This window comes from Blastococcus sp. Marseille-P5729 (genome assembly GCF_900292035.1).
GTDB lineage: Bacteria > Actinomycetota > Actinomycetes > Mycobacteriales > Antricoccaceae > Cumulibacter.
The window spans coordinates 820,642-843,304 of record NZ_OMPO01000001.1 but is presented as its reverse complement, the minus strand read 5'-3'; the positions used below and the strand labels follow the sequence as shown (position 1 = coordinate 843,304).

The 22,663-nt window shown below is 68.8% G+C and carries 24 protein-coding genes, 2 tRNA genes and 2 pseudogenes; 20 read left to right on the top strand and 8 right to left on the bottom strand.

Annotated features, from left to right (window positions below; translation table 11 throughout):
• Positions 1-65 precede the first annotated feature (65 nt).
• Positions 66-644: a nicotinamidase gene (locus tag DAA40_RS04120; protein WP_106848413.1), complete on the bottom strand. Its 579-nt coding sequence runs from the start codon at positions 642-644 to the stop codon at positions 66-68.
• Positions 645-649: 5 nt separating this feature from the next.
• Positions 650-1,951 (bottom strand): nicotinate phosphoribosyltransferase, encoded by a 1,302-nt coding sequence (locus DAA40_RS04115; protein WP_106848412.1) that lies wholly within the window; start codon positions 1,949-1,951, stop codon positions 650-652.
• Positions 1,952-2,015: 64 nt separating this feature from the next.
• Between DAA40_RS04115 and clpS the strand changes: the two genes are divergently transcribed.
• On the top strand, positions 2,016-2,324 hold the full coding sequence (clpS, locus tag DAA40_RS04110; protein ID WP_106848411.1) for an ATP-dependent Clp protease adapter ClpS: 309 nt from the start codon (positions 2,016-2,018) through the stop codon (positions 2,322-2,324).
• A gap of 3 nt (positions 2,325-2,327) precedes the next feature.
• Positions 2,328-2,912: a DUF2017 family protein gene (locus DAA40_RS04105; protein ID WP_106848410.1), complete on the top strand. Its 585-nt coding sequence runs from the start codon at positions 2,328-2,330 to the stop codon at positions 2,910-2,912.
• A 3-nt stretch (positions 2,913-2,915) separates the two neighbouring features.
• Here DAA40_RS04105 and DAA40_RS04100 read toward each other — a convergent pair whose 3' ends face one another.
• Positions 2,916-3,260: a hypothetical protein gene (locus DAA40_RS04100; protein WP_106848409.1), complete on the bottom strand. Its 345-nt coding sequence runs from the start codon at positions 3,258-3,260 to the stop codon at positions 2,916-2,918.
• 50 nt (positions 3,261-3,310) lie between these two features.
• Between DAA40_RS04100 and DAA40_RS04095 the strand changes: the two genes are divergently transcribed.
• The 9 genes from DAA40_RS04095 to DAA40_RS04055 all read left to right on the top strand — a co-directional run bounded on the left by DAA40_RS04095 (position 3,311) and on the right by DAA40_RS04055 (position 11,610).
• Positions 3,311-3,985, top strand: coding sequence for a rhomboid family intramembrane serine protease (locus tag DAA40_RS04095; RefSeq protein WP_106848408.1), 675 nt, complete (start codon positions 3,311-3,313; stop codon positions 3,983-3,985).
• A 3-nt stretch (positions 3,986-3,988) separates the two neighbouring features.
• Positions 3,989-4,798: a glutamate racemase gene (gene murI, locus DAA40_RS04090; RefSeq protein ID WP_106848407.1), complete on the top strand. Its 810-nt coding sequence runs from the start codon at positions 3,989-3,991 to the stop codon at positions 4,796-4,798.
• A complete protein-coding gene (locus DAA40_RS04085; RefSeq protein WP_106848406.1) occupies positions 4,791-6,266 on the top strand; it encodes a nitrate/nitrite transporter in 1,476 nt (491 codons plus the stop codon). The genes murI and DAA40_RS04085 overlap by 8 nt, the downstream gene beginning before the upstream one ends.
• Complete coding sequence (rph, locus tag DAA40_RS04080; RefSeq protein ID WP_106848405.1) at positions 6,263-6,994, top strand: ribonuclease PH; 732 nt, start codon at positions 6,263-6,265, stop codon at positions 6,992-6,994. The genes DAA40_RS04085 and rph overlap by 4 nt, the downstream gene beginning before the upstream one ends.
• Positions 6,991-7,587 carry an RdgB/HAM1 family non-canonical purine NTP pyrophosphatase gene (gene rdgB / locus DAA40_RS04075; RefSeq protein WP_106848404.1) on the top strand — a complete coding sequence of 199 codons (597 nt, stop codon included), beginning with the start codon at positions 6,991-6,993 and terminating at the stop codon, positions 7,585-7,587. The genes rph and rdgB overlap by 4 nt, the downstream gene beginning before the upstream one ends.
• A 124-nt stretch (positions 7,588-7,711) precedes the next feature.
• Positions 7,712-9,226, top strand: coding sequence for an AI-2E family transporter (locus DAA40_RS04070; RefSeq protein WP_106848403.1), 1,515 nt, complete (start codon positions 7,712-7,714; stop codon positions 9,224-9,226).
• Positions 9,227-9,299: 73 nt separating this feature from the next.
• On the top strand, positions 9,300-10,658 hold the full coding sequence (locus tag DAA40_RS04065) for an MFS transporter (RefSeq protein WP_106848402.1): 1,359 nt from the start codon (positions 9,300-9,302) through the stop codon (positions 10,656-10,658).
• A gap of 102 nt (positions 10,659-10,760) precedes the next feature.
• On the top strand, positions 10,761-11,495 hold the full coding sequence (locus tag DAA40_RS04060) for a hypothetical protein (RefSeq protein WP_158716224.1): 735 nt from the start codon (positions 10,761-10,763) through the stop codon (positions 11,493-11,495).
• Positions 11,496-11,536: 41 nt separating this feature from the next.
• Positions 11,537-11,610: transfer RNA gene (locus tag DAA40_RS04055), tRNA-Leu, on the top strand.
• Positions 11,611-11,681: 71 nt separating this feature from the next.
• Here DAA40_RS04055 and bcp read toward each other — a convergent pair.
• Positions 11,682-12,158: a thioredoxin-dependent thiol peroxidase gene (gene bcp, locus DAA40_RS04050; protein ID WP_106848400.1), complete on the bottom strand. Its 477-nt coding sequence runs from the start codon at positions 12,156-12,158 to the stop codon at positions 11,682-11,684.
• Between the two features lie 104 nt (positions 12,159-12,262).
• Between bcp and DAA40_RS04045 the strand changes: the two genes are divergently transcribed.
• From DAA40_RS04045 to DAA40_RS04025, 5 genes and pseudogenes are all read left to right on the top strand, one after another.
• Positions 12,263-13,507 (top strand): Dyp-type peroxidase, encoded by a 1,245-nt coding sequence (locus tag DAA40_RS04045; protein WP_158716223.1) that lies wholly within the window; start codon positions 12,263-12,265, stop codon positions 13,505-13,507.
• 107 nt (positions 13,508-13,614) lie between these two features.
• A pseudogene (locus DAA40_RS04040) lies at positions 13,615-13,881 on the top strand (DUF3618 domain-containing protein); the annotation flags it as partial.
• A 105-nt stretch (positions 13,882-13,986) separates the two neighbouring features.
• On the top strand, positions 13,987-14,283 hold the full coding sequence (locus tag DAA40_RS04035) for a metal-sensitive transcriptional regulator (protein ID WP_234356230.1): 297 nt from the start codon (positions 13,987-13,989) through the stop codon (positions 14,281-14,283).
• A gap of 22 nt (positions 14,284-14,305) precedes the next feature.
• Entirely contained in the window at positions 14,306-14,509 is a 204-nt protein-coding gene (locus DAA40_RS04030) for a heavy-metal-associated domain-containing protein (protein WP_106848396.1), read from the top strand.
• Complete coding sequence (locus tag DAA40_RS04025) at positions 14,506-16,710, top strand: cation-translocating P-type ATPase (RefSeq protein WP_106848395.1); 2,205 nt, start codon at positions 14,506-14,508, stop codon at positions 16,708-16,710. Before DAA40_RS04030 ends, DAA40_RS04025 begins: the two co-directional genes overlap by 4 nt.
• Positions 16,711-16,762: 52 nt before the next feature.
• On the opposite strand, the gene DAA40_RS04020 is transcribed toward DAA40_RS04025, so the two are convergent.
• Positions 16,763-18,295 carry a carboxyl transferase domain-containing protein gene (locus DAA40_RS04020; protein ID WP_106848394.1) on the bottom strand — a complete coding sequence of 511 codons (1,533 nt, stop codon included), beginning with the start codon at positions 18,293-18,295 and terminating at the stop codon, positions 16,763-16,765.
• Positions 18,296-18,456: 161 nt separating this feature from the next.
• Between DAA40_RS04020 and DAA40_RS04015 the strand changes: the two genes are divergently transcribed.
• Positions 18,457-18,529 (top strand) — tRNA-Lys (locus tag DAA40_RS04015).
• 76 nt (positions 18,530-18,605) lie between these two features.
• Entirely contained in the window at positions 18,606-20,054 is a 1,449-nt protein-coding gene (gene pyk, locus DAA40_RS04010) for a pyruvate kinase (RefSeq protein WP_106848393.1), read from the top strand.
• A 287-nt stretch (positions 20,055-20,341) separates the two neighbouring features.
• Here pyk and DAA40_RS04005 read toward each other — a convergent pair whose 3' ends face one another.
• The 3 genes from DAA40_RS04005 to DAA40_RS03995 are packed head-to-tail and all read right to left on the bottom strand — an operon-like array spanning position 20,342 to position 21,682.
• Positions 20,342-20,857: an O-acetyl-ADP-ribose deacetylase gene (locus tag DAA40_RS04005; protein ID WP_106848392.1), complete on the bottom strand. Its 516-nt coding sequence runs from the start codon at positions 20,855-20,857 to the stop codon at positions 20,342-20,344.
• Positions 20,858-20,866: 9 nt separating this feature from the next.
• The gene (locus tag DAA40_RS16950) at positions 20,867-21,040 is read right to left on the bottom strand and encodes a DUF1330 domain-containing protein (protein ID WP_106848391.1); all 174 of its coding nucleotides are present in this window, start codon (positions 21,038-21,040) and stop codon (positions 20,867-20,869) included.
• Between the two features lie 33 nt (positions 21,041-21,073).
• Positions 21,074-21,682 carry a maleylpyruvate isomerase N-terminal domain-containing protein gene (locus DAA40_RS03995; protein ID WP_106848390.1) on the bottom strand — a complete coding sequence of 203 codons (609 nt, stop codon included), beginning with the start codon at positions 21,680-21,682 and terminating at the stop codon, positions 21,074-21,076.
• A gap of 181 nt (positions 21,683-21,863) precedes the next feature.
• Here DAA40_RS03995 and DAA40_RS16945 point away from each other — a divergent pair.
• Both DAA40_RS16945 and DAA40_RS16940 read left to right on the top strand, forming a co-directional pair.
• Positions 21,864-22,136: pseudogene (locus DAA40_RS16945) on the top strand (DJ-1/PfpI family protein); the annotation flags it as partial.
• Between the two features lie 124 nt (positions 22,137-22,260).
• Positions 22,261-22,593: a helix-turn-helix domain-containing protein gene (locus tag DAA40_RS16940; RefSeq protein ID WP_106848389.1), complete on the top strand. Its 333-nt coding sequence runs from the start codon at positions 22,261-22,263 to the stop codon at positions 22,591-22,593.
• Positions 22,594-22,663: the final 70 nt, after the last annotated feature.

Sequence of the window (22,663 nt, the reverse complement as noted above, 5' to 3'; positions counted from 1 at the left end):
CTACGCGGTGGACGGACGCCAGCCGGGGACTGGGGGCGGGAGTGATCGGGCCGCCAGGCGTGGGCTCAGTCCGGTGCCTCGGAAGAGACCTCGGCGCCGGCGGCGCGCAGCTCAGCGATCGCCCGCTCGGTGGATTCCTCAGCGACGCCTGCTGTGTAGGGCAGCAGCACTCGCACGGCGAGTCCTTCGCGCACCGCATCGAGGGCCGTCGCCCGCACGCAATGATCGGTCGCGATGCCGACGATGTCGACCGAGCCCACCTTCTGCTTGCGCAGCCAGTCGGCCAGCGCCTCGCCGTCCTCGTTCTCGCCCTCGAATCCGGAGTAGGCCGCCTCGTAGTTGCCCTTATCGAAGGTCTCCTCGATCGGCTCGAGCGCCAGATCGGGGTGCAGCTGTGCGCCGTCCGTGCCGACCACGCAGTGCACCGGCCACGAGTCTACGAAGTCCGGCTCGTCGCTGAAGTGCCCGCCTGGATCGATGTGCGCGTCACGGGTCGCGACGACGTGGTCGTACGACGACCGCTCGACCAGCGCGCTGACGTCGCGGGCGACCTGCGCACCGCCGGTCACCGCGAGCGACCCGCCCTCGCAGAAGTCGTTCTGGACGTCGACGATGATCAGCGCGCGTCTCTGGCGGTCCTTCATCAGGCTCATCCTTCCGGTTGGTACACGTCGACATCGAGCACCGGCGAGCCGCGTAGCAGCTTCAGCGCCTCGCGCGGCAGCGATGCCATCGCCTCGCGATGATAGGCGCGCGACGTCTCCAGGGTGTCCCGCTCGAGGAACTCGCCACCGCGGACGAAGTCGACCTGCAGGTGGATGTCGTTGTCGTCGTACTCCGGCTGACCGTTCACCGCAGCGCGCTCCTCGGTCATCTGGCCGCGCTCGTCGATGCGCCGTACGGCGGTCTTAGCGCCGCCGATCGAGCCCTTGCCGGAGGCCTTCTTCTCCACCGGCACCCCGTCGCGCTCGACGAGCTTGTAGACCATGCCCGCGGTGGGCGCCCCTGAGCCGGTGACCAGCTTGGTCCCGACGCCGTACCCGTCCACCGGTGCGGCCCGCAGCGAGGCGATTGCGTACTCGTCGAGGTCGCTGGTGACGATGATGCGGGTCCTTCTCGCCCCGAGCGAGTCCAGCAGCTCGCGCGCCTCGTGCGCGAGCGAGCCGAGGTCGCCGGAGTCCAGCCGGATCGCGCCGAGCTCGGTCCCGCCTGCCTCGATCGCGTTGCGGATGCCGTCCATGACGTCGTAGGTGTCGACCAGCAGTGAGGTGCCGGTGCCGAGCGCCGCCACTTGGGAGGCGAAGGCGTCGTCCTCGGTGTCGTGCAGCAGCGTCCACGAGTGAGCGGCGGTCCCGGCGGTCGGGACCCCGAAGCGTCGTCCGGCCTCCAGGTTGGACGTCGAGGCGAAGCCAACCAGGTAGGCGGCGCGCGCCGCCGCGACCGCCGCCTGCTCGTGCGCTCGCCGCGAACCCATCTCGATACAGGGACGGTCGCCGGCAGCGGACACCATGCGGGCTCCGGCGCTTGCCACCGCCGAGTCGTGGTTGAGGATGGACAGCACGAGGGTCTCGAGGACGACGGCCTCGGCGAAGGTCGACCGCACGGTAAGGACCGGGGACTCGGGGAAGTAGATCTCACCCTCTCGGTAGCCGACGATGTCGCCGGTGAACCGGTACCCCTCGAGCCACTTCACCGTGTCGGCGTCCACCACCTTGGTGTCGCGCAGGAAGCGCAGCTGGTCATCATCGAAGCGGAACCGCTCGATCGCCTCGATCAGCCGGCCGGTGCCACCGACGACCCCGTACCGCCGTCCGTCCGGCAGCCGTCTGGTGAACGCCTCGAACACGCTCGGGCGGTTTGCGGTTCCGTCCTTCAACGCCGCCGCGATCATCGTGAGCTCGTAGTGGTCGGTCAGCAGAGCAGTGCTCGGGCCAGGGGTAGTCGAGGTCATGGGATTGATCCTAGGGGCGTTCCCGTCCTCCCATGCCGGCCGGATCTCTGGGACACTAGAGGGCATGACTGCGCGACGAGCGACCGCGAGCGCCCTGCCCGATCAGCTGCAGCAGCAGGAGACCGACGAGGTCCGCGACCCGCAGAAGCAGTGGGTGACCATCGTCTGGAACGACCCGGTGAACCTGATGAGCTATGTGACCTACGTATTCAAGAAGCTGTTCGGGTACGACGACCAGAAGGCGACCAAGCTCATGCTGGACGTGCACCACGAGGGCAAGGCCGTCGTGTCGACCGGCAGCAAGGAGCAGGTCGAGCACGACACCGCCCGGTTGCACGCGATGGGCCTCTGGGCCACCTTCCAGCCGGCCTAGCGGATGCGTCATTTCACGGTGCACGGTGACCGGATCGCCGTCAGCTTCCACGATGTCGAGCGCGAGATCCTCACCGGCTTCTTCGGTCAGGTCCGCGCCATCCTGCACGAACGGGCCGCCGAAACCGGGCAGTCCGGCGCGTACGCCGAGTCCGGCGACGATGAGGAGGCGCTGTTCGCCTCGCTGGAGAGCCAGAGTCGCCCGCTGCCGCCGCCGGACGACCCGGCGATCGCGCGGCTGCTGCCGTCAGGCCGGCGTGATGACGGCCCGGCCGCGGGGGAGAGCGCGATCGAGTTCCGCCGCCTTACCGAGAGCGACCTGAGAGGCGGCAAGGTGCGGGACGCCGAGCGCTCCGAGGCCCTGATCGAGTCCGGCGGCGAGCTCGACCTGGAGGACGCGACGGCGCTGCTGCGGGCGATCAACGACGTCCGGCTCAGCCTGGGAGCGCGGCTGGCGGTCGAGGAAGACACTCCGTACCCGCACAAGATCCGTACCGAGCACGACCAGGCGCTGGCCATCTACTTCTGGACCGGCGGGGTGCAGGAGGAGCTGCTCGAGGCGCTGCTTGAGATCGACGAGGACGTCTGATCGCTACTCGGGGACGCCTACGCCTGCGTCGCGGCGAGCGCGCTGGCGCAAGTAGTGCAGCAGGAAGCTGGCCGCGATGATCCAGGTGAGGACGGCGCAGACCCAGACGCCGCGCGGGATCCCGACGCTGCCGCGGTGCGCGGCGAGCGAACCCACGACCGCGATCACGGCCGCCGTCGCCAGCAGGATCAGCAGGCCGATCTTGAGGAACGCGACGACTCCCTGATGGACCACATCGCGCAGGTAGTCGGGATCGTTATCTGGATTCCAGGTGCGCACCGTCAGCGCGCCGGCCACCAGACCGACGGGGCCGAGCGCGGTCGTGAGCACGACGAGGAGCATGGGCATGGTGCGCCGAGTCTAGCGGGGGAATCACACGGCTCAGGCATCATGGACCCATGAGCGCCCCTTCCTTCACCCGCAGCCCGGGAGTCCCGGAGACCAAGCAGTCCCTTGACGAACGGCTCTCGCGGCCCCTGCCCGCGCTGATCACCGTCGGCGTGCTGCTGCTCGTGATGGTGGTGCTCGAGATCGTGGACGCCGCGATCCCCGCCAACCTCGACCTGTACGGCATCGAGGCTCAGGAGCCGGACGGGCTTCCCGGGATATTCAGCGCACCCTTCCTGCACCACGGCTTCGCTCATCTGTGGTCGAACGCGGTGCCCTTCTTCGTCCTCGGCTTCCTGACGATCATCGGCGGGATGAAGCGGTTCGTGTTGGCCAGCATCGGGATCATCATCATCTCGGGACTGTTTGCGTGGGGCCTGACCTTCGGGCCTGGCACCCAGATCATCGTCGGGGCCAGCGGCTGGGTGTTCGGCCTGCTGACCTACCTGCTGGCGCGGGGGGTGTTCACCCGCAACGGTAAGCAGATCGTGATCAGCGTGGTCGTGCTGGCCCTCTACGGCAGCGTCCTGCTCGGCATCTTCCCGACCGAGGCGGGCGTCTCCTGGCAGGGACACCTTGGCGGCGCGGTCGCCGGCGTGCTGATGGCATGGCTGCTCTCACGGGGCGATCGAGCCCGGCGAGCCTCATCGAGCGTCACGAAGACCTCGCCAGGTCCTACGCTGTAGTGCGTGCCAACCCAAGCTGACCGCAACGCGCCCATCGGAGTCTTCGACTCCGGAGCTGGCGGTCTGACTGTCGCCCGGACGATCATCGACCAGCTGCCCTCTGAGTCGGTCACCTACCTCGGGGACACCGCGCACGTGCCGTACGGGCCGCGTCCGATCGCCCAGATCCGCGAGTATGCGCTGGCATGTATGGACCGGCTGGTCGGCCAGGGGGTCAAGGCACTCGTCATCGCCTGCAACTCGGCCAGCGCGGCGTCGCTGCGGGACGCCCGGGAGCGCTATGACCTACCCGTCGTCGAGGTCATTCAGCCCGCCGTACGCCGCGCGGTCGCCGCGACCCGTAACAACCGGATCGGCGTGATCGGCACCGCCGCCACCATCGCCAGCCGCGCGTACCACGACGCCTTCGCAGCAGCGCCCCAGGTCGAGCTGCACGGCGCGGCCTGCCCGCGCTTCGTCGACTTCGTCGAGCGCGGCATCACCAAGGGTCGCCAGATCATGGGACTGGCGCAGGCGTACGTCCAGCCCCTGCAGGAGGCCGGTGTCGACACCCTGGTGCTCGGCTGCACCCACTACCCGATGCTCACCGGCGCGCTGGGCGTCGTCATGGGCGAGCAGGTGACGCTGGTCAACTCCGCCGAGGAGACCGCTAAGGACCTCTACCGCGTGCTCCTCGCCAGAGATCTCTACGCCGAGCGGGAGGGAGACGGCGAACGCCGATTCCTCGCTACCGGCGATCCCGACCAGTTCCTGGAGCTCGCCCGCCGCTTTCTTGGCCCGTTGATCGAGTCGGTCGAGGCCTCGCTTGGGTAAGCAGAGCACCGCCCCCTCGGCCAAACCGTCGCGTGCGGTCTGGATCTGCTACGCCGCAGGCGTCTTCGCGTACGTCGTGGCGGTGTTCAACCGCACGTCGTTCGGCGTTGCCGCGGTGCCTGCGGCCGAGCGCTTTCAGGCGTCGGCGTCGGACATCGCGATGTTCACCGTCGTGCAGCTGGTGGTGTACGCCGGCATGCAGATCCCGGTGGGCGTCATGGTCGACCGCTACGGCCCGCGCCGACTGGTGATCACCGGCGCGTTCATGATGGCGGCCGGCCAGGCGCTGCTGTCGATCTCGACGGCGGTCACGCCGGCGCTGCTGGCCCGCATCCTGATCGGGGCAGGTGACGCGCTCACGTTCGCGTGCGTGCTGCGCAAGGTAGCCGACACCTTCCCGGCACGCCTGGTCCCGCACATCACCCAGCTCACCGGCCTGCTGGGGCAACTGGGCCAGCTGATCTCGGCGATCCCGTTCGCGGCGTTGCTGGCCGCCACCTCGTGGACGACGAGCTTCCTGGCGGTGGCGGCGCACGCGCTGCTGGCCGGCATCCTGGCGATTGCCTTCTTTCGCGGTGAGACGAGCGGCGGCAAGCAACTGCAGTCGCTACGGCCCGGAGACGTCGTCCGCCAGATCACCAACGCATGGCGGCATCCCGGGACCCGGCTCGGGTTCTGGAGCCATTTCGTCACCCCGTTCAGCGTGACCACCTTCGCGATGCTGTGGGGCTACCCGTTCATGACTGAGGGCCTGGGGTTCAGCCAGCGGACGGCGAGCACGATGCTCACGATCAACGTCCTGGTCGCCCTCGTCGCCTCGCCGCTGATGGGCCGGTTAGTGTCCCGGCACCCGCTGCGCCGCTCCATGATTGTGCTGGCCTGTGCGATCGCCGCCGCGCTCGGATGGACGCTCGTGCTGCTGTGGCCCGGCGCCGCCCCAGCCTGGACGATCGCGCTGCTGATGGTGCTGATCTCGCTGGGCGGGCCCGGATCGATGGTGGGTTTCGACTTTGCCCGCACCTTCAACCCGACCAGCCGGCTGGGTACCGCCACCGGCATCGTCAACGTCGGAGGGTTCTTTGCCGCCCTGGTCACGATGTTCGCGATGGGGATGATCCTCGACGCGCTCGGCAGCGAGCGGGGCAACTACTCGCTCGAGTCGTTCAAGTGGGCGTTCGCCTTCCAGTATGTCGTCTGGGCGATCGGCATCGTGATGATCGTCCGCAACCGCGACCGGACCCGCAGGATTCTCGCCCGCGAGGACGAAATCGTCGTCCCGCCCCTCCGCTCGGCATTGCGGCGCGATTGGAATCGCTACCAGATGCGCAAGAACCGCGAGCGGCTCGCCGCCCGCAAGGTCGCCGAGCGGGACAACGCATCCCGTGAGGCTGCCGCGCGAGAGGCCGGGCGCCGACCGGTAGCCTCGGATGACGACAGCGCCCCAGATCCACCCGATTGGCAGATATGACCTCCCAGCCCCGAAGCGACGGCCGCCAGGCCGACCAGCTCCGCGACGTCCGCATCACCCGCAAGTGGCTCGACCACGCCGAGGGTTCGGCGCTAATTGAGTTCGGCCGCACCCGGGTGCTGGTCGCGGCCAGCGTGACGCAGGGGGTGCCGCGCTGGCGAAAGGGGTCGGGTTTGGGCTGGGTCACGGCTGAGTACGCGATGTTGCCACGCGCGACCCACGACCGGTCGGCCCGCGAGTCGGTCAAGGGCCGGATCGGCGGACGCACCCACGAGATCTCTCGCCTCATCGGCCGCGCGTTGCGCGCGTGCGTCGACCTCGGCGCGTTGGGGGAGAACACCATCGAGATCGACTGCGACGTCCTGCAGGCCGACGGCGGCACGCGCACCGCCGCGATCACCGGCGCCTACGTCGCGCTCGCCGACGCGATCTCCTGGCTGCGCGAGCGCGGCGCGCTGGCCACGGACGCCGCCCTCACCGGATCGGTGGCGGCGATCTCGGTCGGCATGATCGACGGTGAGCCCCGGCTGGATCTGCACTACGAGGAGGACGTGCGTGCCGGGACCGATATGAACGTCGTCGCCACCGGCGACGGACGGCTGGTCGAGGTCCAGGGAACGGCCGAAGGCGTGCCCTTCTCGCGCGCCGAGCTCGACGCACTGCTGGACCTGGCGCTCGCCGGCTGCGCCGCCCCCACCCGCCTGCAGCAGGAGGCGCTCGGCTCATGACCCGATTGCTGCTGGCCTCGCGCAACGCCAAGAAGCTCGCCGAGCTGCGGCGGATCATGACCACCACGGGAGTCGAGGTCATCGGGCTGGACGACGTCTCGCCGTACGACGAGGCCCCCGAGAGCGGCGCCACCTTCGAGGACAATGCGCTGCTGAAGGCACGTGAGGCCGTGCGCGCCACGGGGCTGCCCGCGATCGCGGACGACTCGGGCATCTGCGTCGACGCGCTGAACGGGATGCCGGGCATCTTCTCGGCCCGGTGGGCCGGGGAGCACGGCAACGACGAGGCCAACAACGACCTGCTCCTGGCCCAGCTGCGCGACGTCCCGGACGAGCGGCTCACCGCCCGCTTCGTGTGCGCCGCGGCGTACGCCGACCCGAGTGGTAACGACGTCGTCGTCCGGGGCGAGATGCCCGGGCGGCTGCGGCGGGCGCCCTCCGGCAGCGGAGCGTTCGGCTACGACCCGCTGTTCCAGCCCGACGGCGAGGAGGTTACCGCCGCTGAGCTGGCCCCCGAGGCGAAGGACGCGATAAGTCATCGAGGCAAGGCGATGCGCGCACTTGTCGCTGAGATCGAGCGCTACCTCGGCTGAGCTGCCACGCGGCGGCAGGCTAAGTCCTGGGAAATGGGCAGGCGGTGCGTGGGGTAACTTGGGGACGTCCAGCAGGCAGCGCTGACGTCTCCGTCTTGGATCAACCAACCGGCGAGGATCTTTGATGAACACCGATCGCAGTCTGTTGCAGGGCCCTGTGTGGCTGCGGCTGTTCGTCCTCGGCTCGCTCGTGCTGATCCTGCTGTTCGCGGCCGGATCTGCGCTGAACTCCATCGGCGCGATCGTCAGTGCCGCCCTCGTGCCTCTGCTGGTGTCTCTGCTGCTGACCGCGCTGCTGATGCCTCTGCAGATCCTGCTGAACCACCGCCTCCGCCTGAACCGGCACCTCGCGGCCGGGCTCACCCTCGTCCTCAGCACCGGGGCGATCGGCGCCGTCCTCTATCTCGCGGGGGCCCAGCTGGTCAACGGTATCGCCGACCTGCGCGACTCCGTCGCCGAACAGCTCGACAGCGTCCGGGACTGGCTGCTCAGCTCGTCGCTACCGATCACCGAGCAGACCATCGACGGGGCGATCGACCGAGCGCAGGAATGGCTGTCCGACAGCCGCGGCACCCTGGTAGAGGGCGCGGTGAACGTGGGGGTCTCGACCGCGAGCTTCCTGTTCGGCACCTTTCTGGCCCTGCTGGCCACCTTCTTTTTTCTTGCTCAGGGCGACAAGATCTGGGCGTGGTGCATTACGGCCCTCCCGGCGGCGAGCCGCCGCCGCACCTACGAGGCGTCACGGCGGGCCTGGGTCACCCTCAGCACCTATGTGAAGACGCAGGTAGTGGTCTCGGGGATCGACGCCATCGGGATCGCGCTCGGCGCGTGGATTCTCGGGCTCCCGTTCGTCATACCGCTGCTGATCATCACCTTCGTCCTGTGTGTCATCCCGGTGGTCGGCGCGTTCATCTCAGGGGCGCTTGCGGTGCTGATCGCGCTGACCTTCGAAGGCCTCGGGTCGGCGCTGATCATGCTGGCGATCGTGCTGGTCGTGCAGCAGCTCGAGGGTGACGTGCTCAGCCCACTACTGATGGGCAAGGCAGTCAAGATCCATCCGGTCGTGGTGCTGTTCGCGATCGCCGCCGGCGGTTACGCGTTCGGATTCCTCGGTGCGCTGTTCGTCGTACCGCTGATCGCGACCGCGAACACCGGTTACAAGTACCTCAACGGACGCGACCCGTTCCCCGTGCTCGACGAGGGCGGATCGGCGCTCACCGACCGTCCGAGCAAGCTGGTGGGCGACATCGTGGACGTACAGCTGCCAGCCCGAGTCGGCGACGCCACCCCGGTGTGGCTTATCGCCGCTCGGAACGCCTCGGAAGAGGGAAAGACCGAGCCGTCGCCCGGACACCTGGCCATCGCCGAGGCGGAGCTCGACCTGATCGAGCGGGACCGCGTCGAGGCGGAGCGGATCGCCGAGGCCCGGGTGGAGGCGGAGCGGATCGAGGCGCGCAAGATCATCGCCGACGAGGTCGAGGGCGACGAGGTCAAGGCCGATCAGATCGAAGCCGATGAGATCCAGGCCGACGTCGTGAAGGTCAACGAGGTGGACGCCGAGGTCGTCGAGCCGGACGAGCCGGGTGGCGCGCATGAGCAGACTGGCACGCCGGGGTCGCGGAGCGAGCGGCGCGACTGACAGTTCGTTCGCACCATCAACGCGACCGACGGTTCGTTTGCACTACTAAGTAGTCCTCTGGTGAACTAGACCGATGCACTCACCGCCCGCCGAACACGCCGCGTTCGGCTGGCGGTTCGTCGCCCCCTTGTGCATCGGTGCCGCGCTCAATCCGATCAACTCGACGATGGTCGCCACCGCTGTGGCCACCATCGGCGAGCATGTCGGCGCCGGCGCCGACCGCACCGTCTGGCTGATCTCGATCCTGTACCTCAGCAGCGCCATCAGCCAGCCGGTCTCCGGACGGATCGCCGACCGGATCGGCCCGCGCAAGGTCTTCGTCGCGGGCAGCATCCTGGTCGCCGTCGCGGGTTTCGCCGGGTTCTTCGTCCACAGCCTCTGGGGTCTGGTGGCGCTGAGGGCGGTGATCGGCGCGGGCACCGGCGCGGTCTATCCGGCGGCGATGGCGATGGTACGCCAGCGTGCGGACTCTCTCGGCCTGCCGCCGCCCAACCGGGTGCTGGGCTGGCTCGCGACGGCGTCGTTGACGACCTTGACCGTCGGTCCGCTGCTGGCCGGGCTGCTGGTGCAGACCGTCGGCTGGGAGTGGATCTTCATCCTCAACCTGCCGCTGGCGCTGCTGAGCCTGGCGATGGTGCTGGCCTTCGCACCCCGCGACCGGCCCCGCGAGCCTGGGCAGCGGGCCGCGCTCGATGTTGGCGGAATGGCGCTGTTCGCGGGCGCGATTGTGGCGCTCCTGTTCTTCCTGATGGAGCTTCGGGAGCCGCCGTGGTGGGTCCTGGCGGTCTCCGCCGCGTTCGTCGTCCTGCTGGTGCGGTACGAGCGGGGCCTCCGCCAGCCGTTCGTCGATGTCCGGATGATGGCCGCCAACCGGCCGCTGCTGCTGACCTACCTGCGGATCACGCTCGCGTTCGTCGTCCTCTACGCGGCGATGTTCGCGCTCGCGCAGTGGTTCGAGGCCGCCCGCGGCCTGAGCCCCACCCAGGTCGGAATGCTGCTGCTGCTGATCTTCGGCGTGGGCGCCCTGCTGTCGAGCTTCGGGTCACGCTTCTCCGCGATCCGCCCGCCGCTGCTCATCGGCGCGGTCAGCATGATCGCGGGTTCGCTGGTGATGGCGTGGGTGAGCGCGGACTCGCCCATCTGGCTGTTCGCGCTGATGTGCCTGTGCTTCGCGCCGTCCGCAGGTCTGTCGATGCTGGCGAACCAGATGGCGATCTACGTGCAGGCGCCGGCCGAGCAGATCGGAATGGCCTCTGGGCTCTCGCGCACCGCCCAGTACCTCGGCGCGATCATCGGCTCCGGGGTCATCGCGCTCGCCTTCGGGGCCCATCCGACCGATGCGGGGCTGCACCTGATCGCGTGGATCCTTGCAGTGACCGCGCTGCTGTTCATGCTCGCGACCCTCGTGGACCGCTCGTTGTCGAAGCGCTAGTTCCCTCCGTGGGAACCACCTGCGGTAGGTTTCGACTCGCTATAGGTGCGCGCAGAGCGGGATCGCAGCCGCGCCATCCCGAGGAGAGGACTGAGGACCAGGATGAGCACCCCACACACGCCGCCCACCGCACCCACCCAGGCCGGCGGGCAGCCTCAGCCGACGTCACCGGAACAGACCCGCGCGGGTGGTGGCTCGTCGAGCGCATCCATGCCCCGGGAGGGCTACGGGCCATCGTCCGGTTATGCGCCGCCGTCGGCGTACGGCCCTGCACCGGGATACGGTCCGCCTCCGGGCTACGGTCCGCCTCCCGGATACGGTCCCGGACCCGGGTATGGCACTCAGCCGGGCGGACCCGATGAGCATCACCGGCTACGGCCTCTCGGCCCGATCCTGATGATTCTCGGCGTGGTCGCCGCCGTCGTGTCGCTCTTCCTGCCGTGGAACCACGACATGGTGATGGTCGATGTGCCGGGTGGCGGGTTCACCTACGAGAAGGGGGAGGCCTGGAACGCCTTCGACCAGATCTCGGTTAACCAGGACGCCGGCCGCACGTACGGCACCTTGATGCTGATCGCAGTGATCGTGGCACTGGCGGCGTGCGTCGTCGTCCTCATCGCAGCGCTCGGCGCGCTCCTGGCTCGCCCGCGCGGGCGTGGCCTCGGCGTTCTTGGGTTGGTCGCGGCGATCCTCGGCCTGGTGGGCACTCTCGGCGTCCTGCTCGGGTACGTGGCTCTCGGTGCGACCGCCGAGAGCGACGTCGGCATGTGGGTCTACGGCCTGTCGTTCATCCCGGTGCTCATCGGCGCGATCGGCGTCCTGTCGAAGAAGTACTGACCGCCGCGTACTATTGACCAGCCCGCGTGATCACGGGCGGTGGGGCCGTAGCCCAATTGGCAGAGGCACACGGTTTAGGTCCGTGCCAGTGAGAGTTCGAGTCTCTCCGGCCCTACTTGATCGGCCACCTTCGTCCGGCTGCTGTCATCCGGTCCACTCGGGCGCGGCCGTCTTCAGTGCGTCCGCTCAGGCGAGGTTGAGCGTCTTGACGAGGCGCTCGACGTGGCCGGTGGCCTTCACGTTGTACTGGGCCTGCGCGATCTTGCCGTGCGCATCGATGACGAACGTCGAGCGGATGATGCCGACGCTGGTCTTGCCGTACATCTTCTTCTCGCCGTAGGCACCGTACGACTCGGCGACCTTCTTGTCCGGATCGCTCAGCAGCGTGATCGCAAGATTCTCCTTCGCGCGGAACCTCGCCAGCTTCTCGGGCTTGTCGGGCGAGATCCCGATGATCTTGAACCCGGCACTCGTCAGGTCGTCGTATGAGGTAGTGAAGTCGCAGGCCTGCTTGGTGCAGCCAGGGGTCATCGCGGCGGGGTAGAAGTACACGATCACCTGCGATCCGACGAGGTCCGCCAGCGAGACCTCGTTGCCAGCGTCGTCGGTCAAGGTGAAGTCCGGCGCGGTGTCGCCCGGTTCCAGCGTGACCTTCTCGGTCATGGTCGCTCCTCTGGTCGGTGGCTACCCGCACGATGCTAGTCCGTCGGGAACTTCGGGCGGCCGGATCGCGACTATCCTTTCCGGCAGTCGACGAGAGGCGCGTAGTGGCACTGAGCAGGCGGGGCTTCCTCGGGGCTGCGGCCGGTTCGGTCGCGGCCGGAGTCGTGCTCGCCGGCTGCGAGGGCGAGGGCACGGCACCCGCGACCAGCGGTGAGGGCAACCCCGGAGCCGGTCAGCAGCCGCAGTCCTTCCACGGCGCGCACCAGATGGGCATCCTGCCGGGCCCCGCGTCGTACGCCGTCGCGTTCGCCCTCGATCTCACCGTCGCCGACCGTGGCGGGCTGGCCGACGTGCTGCAGACCCTCTCGGCCCGCATCAAGTCGCTGGTCGAGAAACCCTCCGACGACCCCACCGATCCGTTGAAGGTGCCCGAGGACAACGGGATGCTCACGGGTCTGGACGCCCTCCTCGTGAGCGGCACCGTCGCTGCAGGGGCGTCGTTGTTCGACGCCCGCTTCGGCCTTCAGTCGCTCAAGCCGACCGCACTCGACCCGATGCCGGACGGCTTGGCCCGCGACGAGCTCGACCCGCAGCGCACCCACGGCGACCTTCTGGTGCTCGTGCAGGGGGAGCACGCGGACGTCGCGATGCACGCCGTCCGCCGCATCGTGCGCGACCTGGGCGGCAAGGCGACCGTCCGGTGGCTGCTCGAGCTGTTCACCCGCCCCGACACCACCCCCGAGCCGGACCGTACGACTACCCGCAACCTGATGGGCTTCAAGGACGGCACGGGCAATCCCGATCCCACCCTCGATGACCTGATGGACGACGTCGTCTGGAGCGCCGGTGCCGAGGACGGCGAACCGGCGTGGTGTGCCGGCGGCAGCTATGTCGCGGCCCGCACCCTGCGGATGATGATCGAGGAGTGGGATGGGCACACCCTCGACCACCAGGAGAAGGTCTTCGGTCGGGCGAAGGTCTCCGGCGCCCCGCTCGACGGCGAGAAAGAGACCGACGTCCCGGTCTATCCCAAGGATCCGGCCGGTGCGAAGATCCCGTTCACCGCGCACATCCGGCTGGCCAACCCGCGCGACGGGAAGGCCAAACTGATGCTGCGCCGGTCGATGAGCTACACCCGCGGCATCGACGGTGCCGGCCTGCTCGACCAGGGGCTGTTCTTCGTCAGCTACCAGCGCACCATGCAGGCATTTCTGGAGGCGCAGCAACGGCTGAAGGGCGAGCCGCTTGAGCAGTTCGTCATCACCAACGGGGGTGGGTTCTACTTCGCCTTCCCGGGACCGGCCGAGGGGGAGTACCTCGGTCAGGGCCTCATTGAGGCCGCCGGCTGACCCGGTCCGGCGACCGTTCTGCAAGCAGCCAGCGGCGTACGACGCTACGACCGCCTTGACCAGTCAAACGCCCTTGAGGAGACCCCGGGGCAGAGCGCACCCCCGCCGATATCCAGCGTGACATCGACCGCACCCGCGACGCACTCGCCGGAACGCTCGACCAGATCGCCGATCGCGTGAACCCCAAGCGGCTGGTCGACACCGGCAAGTCCCAGGTCCAGGCATTCCTCGAGTCACCTCAGGGCAAGGCCGTGATCGCCGGCGCCGGCGCGATCGTGGTGTTCCTCGTCGGACGCCGAATCGCGCTGGCGAAGAAGAACAAGCAGGAGCGCAACCTCGAGTTGCTCTACCGGTACAACCTGCTCGCCGACTAGGCCCACCGTCCGACGGACCGCGGCGCACCACTTCGTGGGCAACGCGGTCCGTTCTTTTGAGCGCACCCTGGCATACGGGTACCCCCTAAGGGTATAGTCGTGCGTATGGAGCACGCAATGACGCCCGGTTACACCGATGACAAGGACGCGATCCTCAAGCGGCTGCGCCGCATCGAGGGGCAGGTCCGCGGCATCGCCCGCATGGTCGAAGAGGACACCTACTGCATCGACGTGCTCACCCAGGTGTCGGCCGCGACCAAGGCGCTGCAGTCGGTGGCCCTCGGCCTGCTCGACGAGCACCTCGGTCATTGCGTTCGCCACGCGATCGACGAGGGTGGCGAAACTGCCGATGCCAAGATCGCCGAGGCCAGCGCGGCCATCGCGCGGCTGGTCAAGTCCTAGCACTCACGAAGGAGAGCCCGATATGGCAACCCAGAACTTCACCGTCACCGGCATGACCTGCGGCCACTGCGTCGCATCCGTCACCGAGGAGGTCTCCGAGGTCGACGGCGTGCAGAAGGTCGACGTCCAGCTCGACGGCGGCACGCTGACCGTCGAAGGCGACGCCGATTCCCAGGCCATCATCGACGCGGTCTCAGAGGCGGGATACGAGGCCGTAGCGGTATGACGACCGCCCCGGCGCGGAGCGTCAACCTCGAGCTCGAGGGGATGACCTGTGCCGCCTGCGCCAACCGCATCGAGCGCAAGCTGAACAAGATCGACGGCGTCGAGGCCAGCGTCAACTACGCGCTGGAGAAGGCGCACGTCGACTATCCGGCGTCCATCGACGTCGCCGACCTGCTGTCGGCCGTCGAGGCTGCCGGGTACAAGGCCACGCCCGAGTCCACCAACCAGGCGGCCCAGCGTGATTCGCTGGACGTCTCGGGTGAGAAGGGCATCACCCTCGGCACACGCTTGCTGATCAGCGCGCTCCTCACGATCCCCGTCGTCGCCATCTCGATGGTGATGCCCTGGCAGTTCGACGGGTGGTACTGGTGGGTCTTCGCGCTCACCACCCCGGTCGTCGTGTGGGGCGCCTGGCCGTTCCACGCAGCCGCGGCGAAGAACCTGCGGCACGGCGTGTTCACCATGGACACGCTGGTCTCCATGGGCGTGCTCGCCGGGTACCTCTGGTCGGCCTGGGCGGTGCTGAGCGGTGCCGCCGCGAAGGCCGCCCACGATGACAGCGGAACCGGGCACGTCTACTTCGAGGCGGCAGCCGCCATCACCACGCTGGTCCTGCTCGGCCGCTTCTTCGAGGCGCGGGCGAAGCGCAACGCCGGATCTGCGCTGCGCGCACTGCTCGATCTCGGCGCGCGCGATGTCACCGTCGTACGCGACGGTGTCCAGTCCCGCGTCCCGGTCAGCGAGCTGAGAAAGGGCGACGAGTTCGTCGTCCGGCCCGGGGAGAAGATCGCCACCGACGGCGTCGTCCTCGGCGGAGCGTCGACGGTCGACTCCTCGCTGCTGACCGGCGAGTCCGTCCCAGTGGAGGTCACCGAGGGCGACGAGGTTGTGGGAGCGACCATCAACCTCAGCGGGCAGATCCGGGTGCGCGCCACCAAGATCGGTGCGCAGACCCAGCTCGCCCAGATCTCGCGGCTGGTGTCCGAGGCGCAGGCCGGCAAGGCCGACATCGCCCGGCTGGCCGACCGGATCTCCGGCGTCTTCGTGCCGATCGTGATCGTGATCGCCGCCGGGACCTTCCTCGCCTGGCAACTCACCACCGGTGACACTGCGCGAGCGCTCACCGCCGCCATCTCGGTCCTGGTCATCGCGTGCCCATGCGCGCTCGGGCTGGCCACGCCGACGGCGCTGCTAGTGGGCACCGGCCGCGGAGCCCAGCTCGGCATCCTGGTCAGCGGTCCAGAGGCGCTTGAGTCAGCCGGGCGGATCGACACGGTCGTGTTCGACAAGACCGGCACGCTGACCACGGGCCAGATGCAGGTGCAGCAGATCGAGCCCGTCGACGGCGTCGATGACGAACGGCTGCTGTCGATCGCGGCGGCCGTCGAACGCGGCTCGCAGCATCCCATCGCCTCGTCGATCGTCGATCACGCCGAGTCGCTCGGCCTGGGCGATCGGCCCGCGAGCGACTACAAGACGCACGACGGCTTCGGTGCGACGGCCATCGTCGATGGTGCGCTCGCCGCGGTCGGCAAGCCCGGCTTCCTCGCGGACCAGGGGATCGCGACCGACGTGGCGCCGACGTCCGACGGGCACACCCGTGTTGCGGTCGGCTGGAACGTCCACTTGCTCGGCTGGATCGCGCTCGCAGACGCCCCTCGGCGCGAGAGCGCCGCGACGATCGCCGCCGTCCGGAAGCAGGGCATCGAGCCGATGCTGCTGTCGGGCGATCGGGCGGACGTCGCTAGCGCCGTCGCCGCAGAGGTGGGCATCGATAGTGGCAACGTGATCGCCGAGGTGCTGCCGGCCGACAAGGTCGACCAGGTGAAGACGCTGCAGGGGCAGGGCAGGAGCGTGGCCATGGTCGGGGACGGCCTGAACGACGCCGCCGCCCTGGCGACGGCGGACCTGGGCATCGCGATGGGCACCGGCACCGACGCGGCCATGAAGGCCAGCGACATCACGCTGGTCCGCGGAGACGTCGCCCAGGTCCCCGACGCGATTGCGCTGAGCCGCAAGACGCTCGGCACGATCAAGGGCAACCTGTTCTGGGCGTTTGCCTACAACGTCGCAGCGATCCCCCTCGCAGCCAGTGGCCTGCTCAACCCGATGATCGCCGGAGCGGCGATGGCGTTCTCGTCGCTGTTCGTCGTAGGAAACTCCCTGCGGCTGAGGCGCTTCCAAGCGACGGCTCGCACCTAGCACCGCCCTGCCGGGTCTTTTGACGGGCGGTTGAGGTGGTGCGCTTCGTTGGCTATGCCCAGGGGACGCCGCGAGCGGTCAGCAGCGCCTGCAGCGGACGCCGAGTCAGGTTTGACAGCTCGGCCTGTAGGGCCTCGGACAGCCGCTCGCAGAACTCGTTCGGCTCGTCTGCGGCGTCCGGGTTCTCCAGGACGACGGTGTGGATGGCGCCCGCCTGCAGCATCTCCTTCACACTGACCTTCTGTGCCCGTGCCATCTCGTCGGCGTGGTCGATGGTGCGGTGGATGATCGCGCTGGCGCCCTCCGGCGGCAGCGGCGAGAGCCAGGAGTTCTGCGCCGCGATCACACGGTCGCTGGGCAGCAGCGCCAGCGCCGCGCCGCCGGTGCCCTGACCCATCATGATCGCCACGGTCGGCGTCCGCACCGTCGAGAGGTCGGCCAGGCACCGGGCGATCTCGCCGGCCAGCCCGCCGTTCTCGGCCTCGGCCGACAGCGCGGCGCCCGGCGTGTCGATCACCGTCACCAACGGCAGACCCAGCTCCGTAGCGAGGAGCATGCCGCGCCGGGCCACCCGCAGACCCTCGGGGCCCAGCTGGTGGTTCGCGGTCTGCATCCGGCGGTCCTGACCCAGGACGACGCACGCGTACGAGCTGAAGCGGGCCAGCGCCAGCAGCAGACCCGGGTCGCGCTCGCCCTGACCGGTGCCGTTGAGCGGGACGACGTCCGAGGCGGCGATTCGCAGCAGATCGCGTACGCCCGGCCGGTTCGGACGCCGTGAAGCCAGCACGCTCTGCCAGACGTCGGCGTCCGGCAGGGCGTCGGGATCCTGGGTGGTCATCTCCGGGCGCGGCACCTCGATGGGTCCCTCCGCGGCCGAGGTGATGCGGAGGACCTTGTCGAGCAGCTTGCCGACCTGCTGGGGGGTCACGACGGCGTCGATGATCCCCTTCTTGTAGAGGTTCTCGGCGACCTGGACGCCGTCCGGGAACTTCTTGTCGTAGATCGCCTCGAACACCCGTGGCCCGAGGAAGCCCAGCATTGCCTTCGGCTCGGCCGCGGTCACCTGGCCGAGCGAGCCCCATGAGGCCATCACGCCGCCGGTGGTGGGGTTGCGCAGGTACACGAGGTAGGAGAGGCCCGCCGCCTTGTGCGCCGTCACGGCCTTGGAGATGTCGATCATTTGCAGGAACGCCGGTGTGCCCTCCTGCATGCGGGTGCCGCCCGAACTGGGTGCGGCGACGAGCGGGAGTCCTTCGGCCGTGGCGCGCTGGACGGCGGCAACGATCCGGTCGGCGGCGTTCTTGCCGATCGACCCGGCCAGGAACTTGAACTCGCTGGCGATGATGGCGATCCGACGTCCGGAGAGTAAGCCCTCGCCGGTGATCACCGACTCATCCGTCCCGGCCGTCTCAGTCGCCGCGACCAGTTGCTCGACGTACTCCTGAGATGCCCCCTCCACGGCGTCCTCGGGGTAGTGCAGGGGGGTGTCCCAGGAGACGAACGAGCCGTCGTCCAGCGTGAGGTCGATGAGCTCGCGGGCAGTGAGCCGCACGGGCTTCTGCTCGACGGGAGTGGCTGCGGTCATGCCCCCATCCTGACGGATCAGCGGCGGTGAGGCACTGTCAGTGGCTGCCAACAGAGCAGCCAGGGGCTGATACCACCGTCACACCAGATCGGGTGGATCTGGCTACCGGCGTACGTCGCGCGCCTGCTATTGTTTATCGCTGTTGCTCATGGAATGAGCGCGCGCCGCTAGCTCAACTGGCAGAGCAGCTGACTCTTAATCAGCGGGTTCGGGGTTCGAGTCCCTGGCGGCGCACATCGGGAGCCCTCGTCCGGACGATCCGGGCGAGGGCTTCGGCGTTAAGGAGCACTGCCGGAAAGACAGGAAGCGCATGGCTATTCGCCGGACCAAGATCGTCGCCACTATCGGCCCGGGGTCGGAGAACGCGGTCACGCTGCGGGCGTTGATGGATGCGGGCATGGACATGGCCCGCATCTCGCTGTCCCATGGATCCCTGGATGAGGCGCTGGGTCGGATCGAGCGCATCCGCGCAGTGGCCGAGGAGGCCGAGCGGCCCGTGGGGATCATGGCCGACCTGCCTGGACCCAAAGTGCGTGCCGCTGAGCTGCCCGACGGCGGCGTCCTGCTGGAGGCCGGCCAGACGATCGATCTCGTCGAAGGCACGCCGGGGGACAGGAGCACAGCCGAGCGGATCGCGATCGATCATCCAGGCGCCGCGAGCGCATTACGACCGGGAGACCGGGTGGTGATCGGCGACGGCGGCATTCAGTTCATCGTGACCGAGACCCATGATGAGCGGGCCGTGGCCGAGATCAGCACGGGCGGGTTCACCCAAGGTCGCCCCGGCGTCAGCATGCCATCGAGCCGGCTCGGACTATCGGCCCCGACGGCCCGAGATCTCGAGCTGCTCGCCGCGCTCTATGACGCCGAGGTCGATGCAGTGGCGATCTCGTTCGTGAAGTCTGCGGCCGACATCCTGCGTGCTCGCCACGCGATCGGTGATGACGCGCCCATGCTGGTCGCCAAGGTCGAGACTCCAGAAGCGGTCGACAACCTCAACGACATCGTCGCGGTCGCTGATGCCGTCATGGTGGCTCGCGGCGACCTTGGAATCCGGTGCGCGCTGGAAGACGTGCCCCACATCCAGAAGCAGATCATTCACTCCGGTGTTGCCTTCGGGCGACCGGTAATCACCGCCACCCAAATGCTCGAGTCGATGGTGCGGTCGCCGGTGCCCACCCGGGCGGAGGTCACCGACGTGGCGAACGCGGTCTCCGACGGGACGAGCGCGGTGATGCTGTCCGGCGAGACTGCCGTCGGTATGCACCCAGTCGAGGCAGTCGCCACGATGGCGCGGATCATCGATCGCGCCGAGCGGGACTTCCCCTACGAGGCGTGGGGCAAGGACCTTGAGCGACAGCGGGCGGCCGATCCCTCCGGAGTTTCTCCGAAGGACCGCATCACGAACGCGATCTCGGCGGCCGCATCGCGTGCTGTCGTGGACGCCGAGGCATCGGTGATCATCGCCTGCACGGACTCGGGCACCACGGCCCGGTCGATCTCCCGGTATCGCACGAAGGCTCCGATCATTGCGGTGACGCCCGTAGACCGGACCGTCCGCCAGCTCACGATGAGCTGGGGAGTCACGCCGCTGAAGGTCGAACGGCAGGACACCACCGACAAGACGGTCTGGGAGTCGGTCGCGGCTGCGGTGCGCGAGGGGCTGTTGCGTCCCGGCGAGGTGGTGGCTGTGCTCGTCGGCTCGCCCGCCGACGCGCCGCTGAGCACCGACACGCTGCGCCTCGTCCGCGTGCGGTGAACGACGCTCCGACGCAGGGGCCGTCCCACGCACGCCCGTCTCAGCCAGATCGCGGGTAACCGGTGCGACAATGGCGGGACATCTCGGCACGGCGAGCACGTTGAATCGATGGCGATGAGCGGATCCTGGAGCACCACACCACCGACGCGCCGGTCCCTGCGTGCTGGGCTCGGCGTCAGTTCATCGTTGGCGCTGGCCGCCTGCACGACCGGGGAACATCTTCGACTGGACCATCGAGTGGGCCACCTGGCAGCAAGGCAGCGCCCTCTAGCCGAGCGCGTGCTGCGCTAGCCGAGGGCGGCCTGGAACTTCTCGAGCAGATCCTCGGAGAAGAGCACGAACTGCACGTGGTCGAGGTCGGCGAGCGCAGGGGAGCGTCGTACGGTGTCCACCGCGATGTGGGCCACCTCGGCAGGGTCCCAGCCGTAGACGCCGGCGCTGATCGCGGGAAACGCGACGCTGCGGGCGCCGACCCGCACCGCCTCCGTCAAGGAGTTCGAGAAGCAGGCGGCGAGGTCGGCCGGGTCGGTCTGGCCGGCGTGCCGGTTGGGTCCGACGGTCTGGATCACCCACTTGGCCGCGAGCTGCGCGCCCGGGATCGCCGCTGCGGCACCCACGGGGAAGCCCTGGGGGTAGTGCGATCGCAGCTCTCTGCAGTGCGTGAGTAGCTCCGGGCCTGCGGCGCGGTGGATGGCGCCGTCCACCCCACCACCGCCCATCAAGCCGGAGTTGGCGGCGTTGACGATGGCATCGCAGCTCGACTGGGTGATGTCGCCGCGGACGGCGTCGATGCGGGCTGTCATGCTGCCACCCTACGACCTGCGGTACGCCGGTTGCTCCGTCGGGAACTCCACGATCGTTGCCCGCTGTGGAGCCCGGCCCTTGAGGGTCACTGGCTGTGTTTGCGCAACGATGCGGGCGTCGAAAGCATCGAGGGTGGCATCTACCTTCGATAGGTATTCGCGCAGCGCAGGTGTCGGCGACACGTCGTTACTGAGAAGACGGCGAGTACCGGCATCTCACAGCACCGTGAAGTCGTCATCCAGCCGAGTGCGGCCGGTGAGCGTCATCAGGATCTGGGTGCGCATCTCGGGTGTCGCGACCTGGGCGGCCAGCTCGATGGCGGGGACGGCGGCCGCCGCCAACGTCTCCGGGATCGGCTGACCGGTCGCTCGCGCGAGGTCGATCCCGTGGACGGTCAACTCGAACGCGCGAGTCGGAAGATATGCATCGAGAGTCATCGATCCCACCGGGGTCGCCACGTGGCGCGAGCCGGGGGTGTGCTCGACGAGATCGATCACCTGCTCGCCGATCGCGACGGCCTCGGCCGTGGGCTCCGAGCCAAGCGCCCCGCCGGCCTGCCGCCCACGTTCGGCGACCTGGGCCGGATCCGCCAGCCCGGCGCGCACCGCGGCGAAATACTCGGCTGCGGTGCGCAGGTCTGGCTCGCCGCCGTCCTCGCTGAGATAGCTCTCGATCGTGACGAACGCGCGGGAGGCGTGGCCGAGCAGCGCCCTCACGTCCCACTCGCCCAGGCCGGGGCCGTCGAGGGAGTCGGGATCGACCTGCCGGGCGACGTCCAGGAAGCCTCGCGCTGCTAGGAAGAACCAGTCGCGTCCAGTCGTCATTGCGTGACCGCCTTCTCGAAAAGCCCGGCTCCGGAGGAACTCCAGTATGGCACCGCGGGGCTGGAAGGCCGGGCCCCGGCCTTGTCGACCAGATGGGCGGTGACCATGCTGTGGGGGCAACCCACGAGCGCCGCGAAGAACGGCGGCGGGGCCGGGCTTCGCGCTGTCGCCAGGGGACGACGTGGAGGACCGGTTGACGGGCATGGATGCCGAGTCGGCGGTCGTGCGCGAGTCCTTAGAGCGCGGCACACCGGTGGCGTCGATCTGCGTCGGCGCGTTCCTGCTCGGTATCACCGGTCTGCTCGATGGCCGAGTGGCAACGACCGCGTGGCTCTATGCGGATGAGCTGCAGGAGCGGCACCCGCGGGCCAGAGTGGACGCGCGGCGGCTGGTCGTGACTGATGACGGCGTCACCACGACAGCCGCGTTGAGTGCGATGTTCGATTTCGTGCTCGATCTGACGGAACGCGAGTGTGGCTCGGCCGTCGCGCGGGCCACGGCTCGCCACGCGCTGCTGCCGGGCACGCGCACCAGCCAGTCGCCGTACGTCGACCGGTCGTTGCTGCCAGCGAAGGTGCATGGAGACGTCGTTCGGGCGGCGCAGCGGCTACTTCGCCAGAATCTGGCCGATCCGTACGACCTTCCCAAACTTGCTCGCGACTGTCGCGTCAGCACCCGGACGCTGCTGCGGCGCTTTCAGCAGGAGACTGGGGAGTCCCCGCTGGCGTATGCAGAAGGTGCGGATCGAGCGGGCCAAGCGATTGCTGGAGCGTTCGGAGCAGAGCTTCGCCGCCGTACGGAGCGCGGTGGGCTATCGCGACGGGGGCGCCTTTCGCGCGCTGTTCGCCCGGCATGTCGGCATGAGCCCCAGTGACTGCCGAGCGTCCTTCTGCGGAAGACCCGACGGATGATTCCAAGCAGCCGCCTCTGCGAGGTGTGAGTCGAAATCTGTTCGACTCGTGTGGACGGGGCCGATAGCGT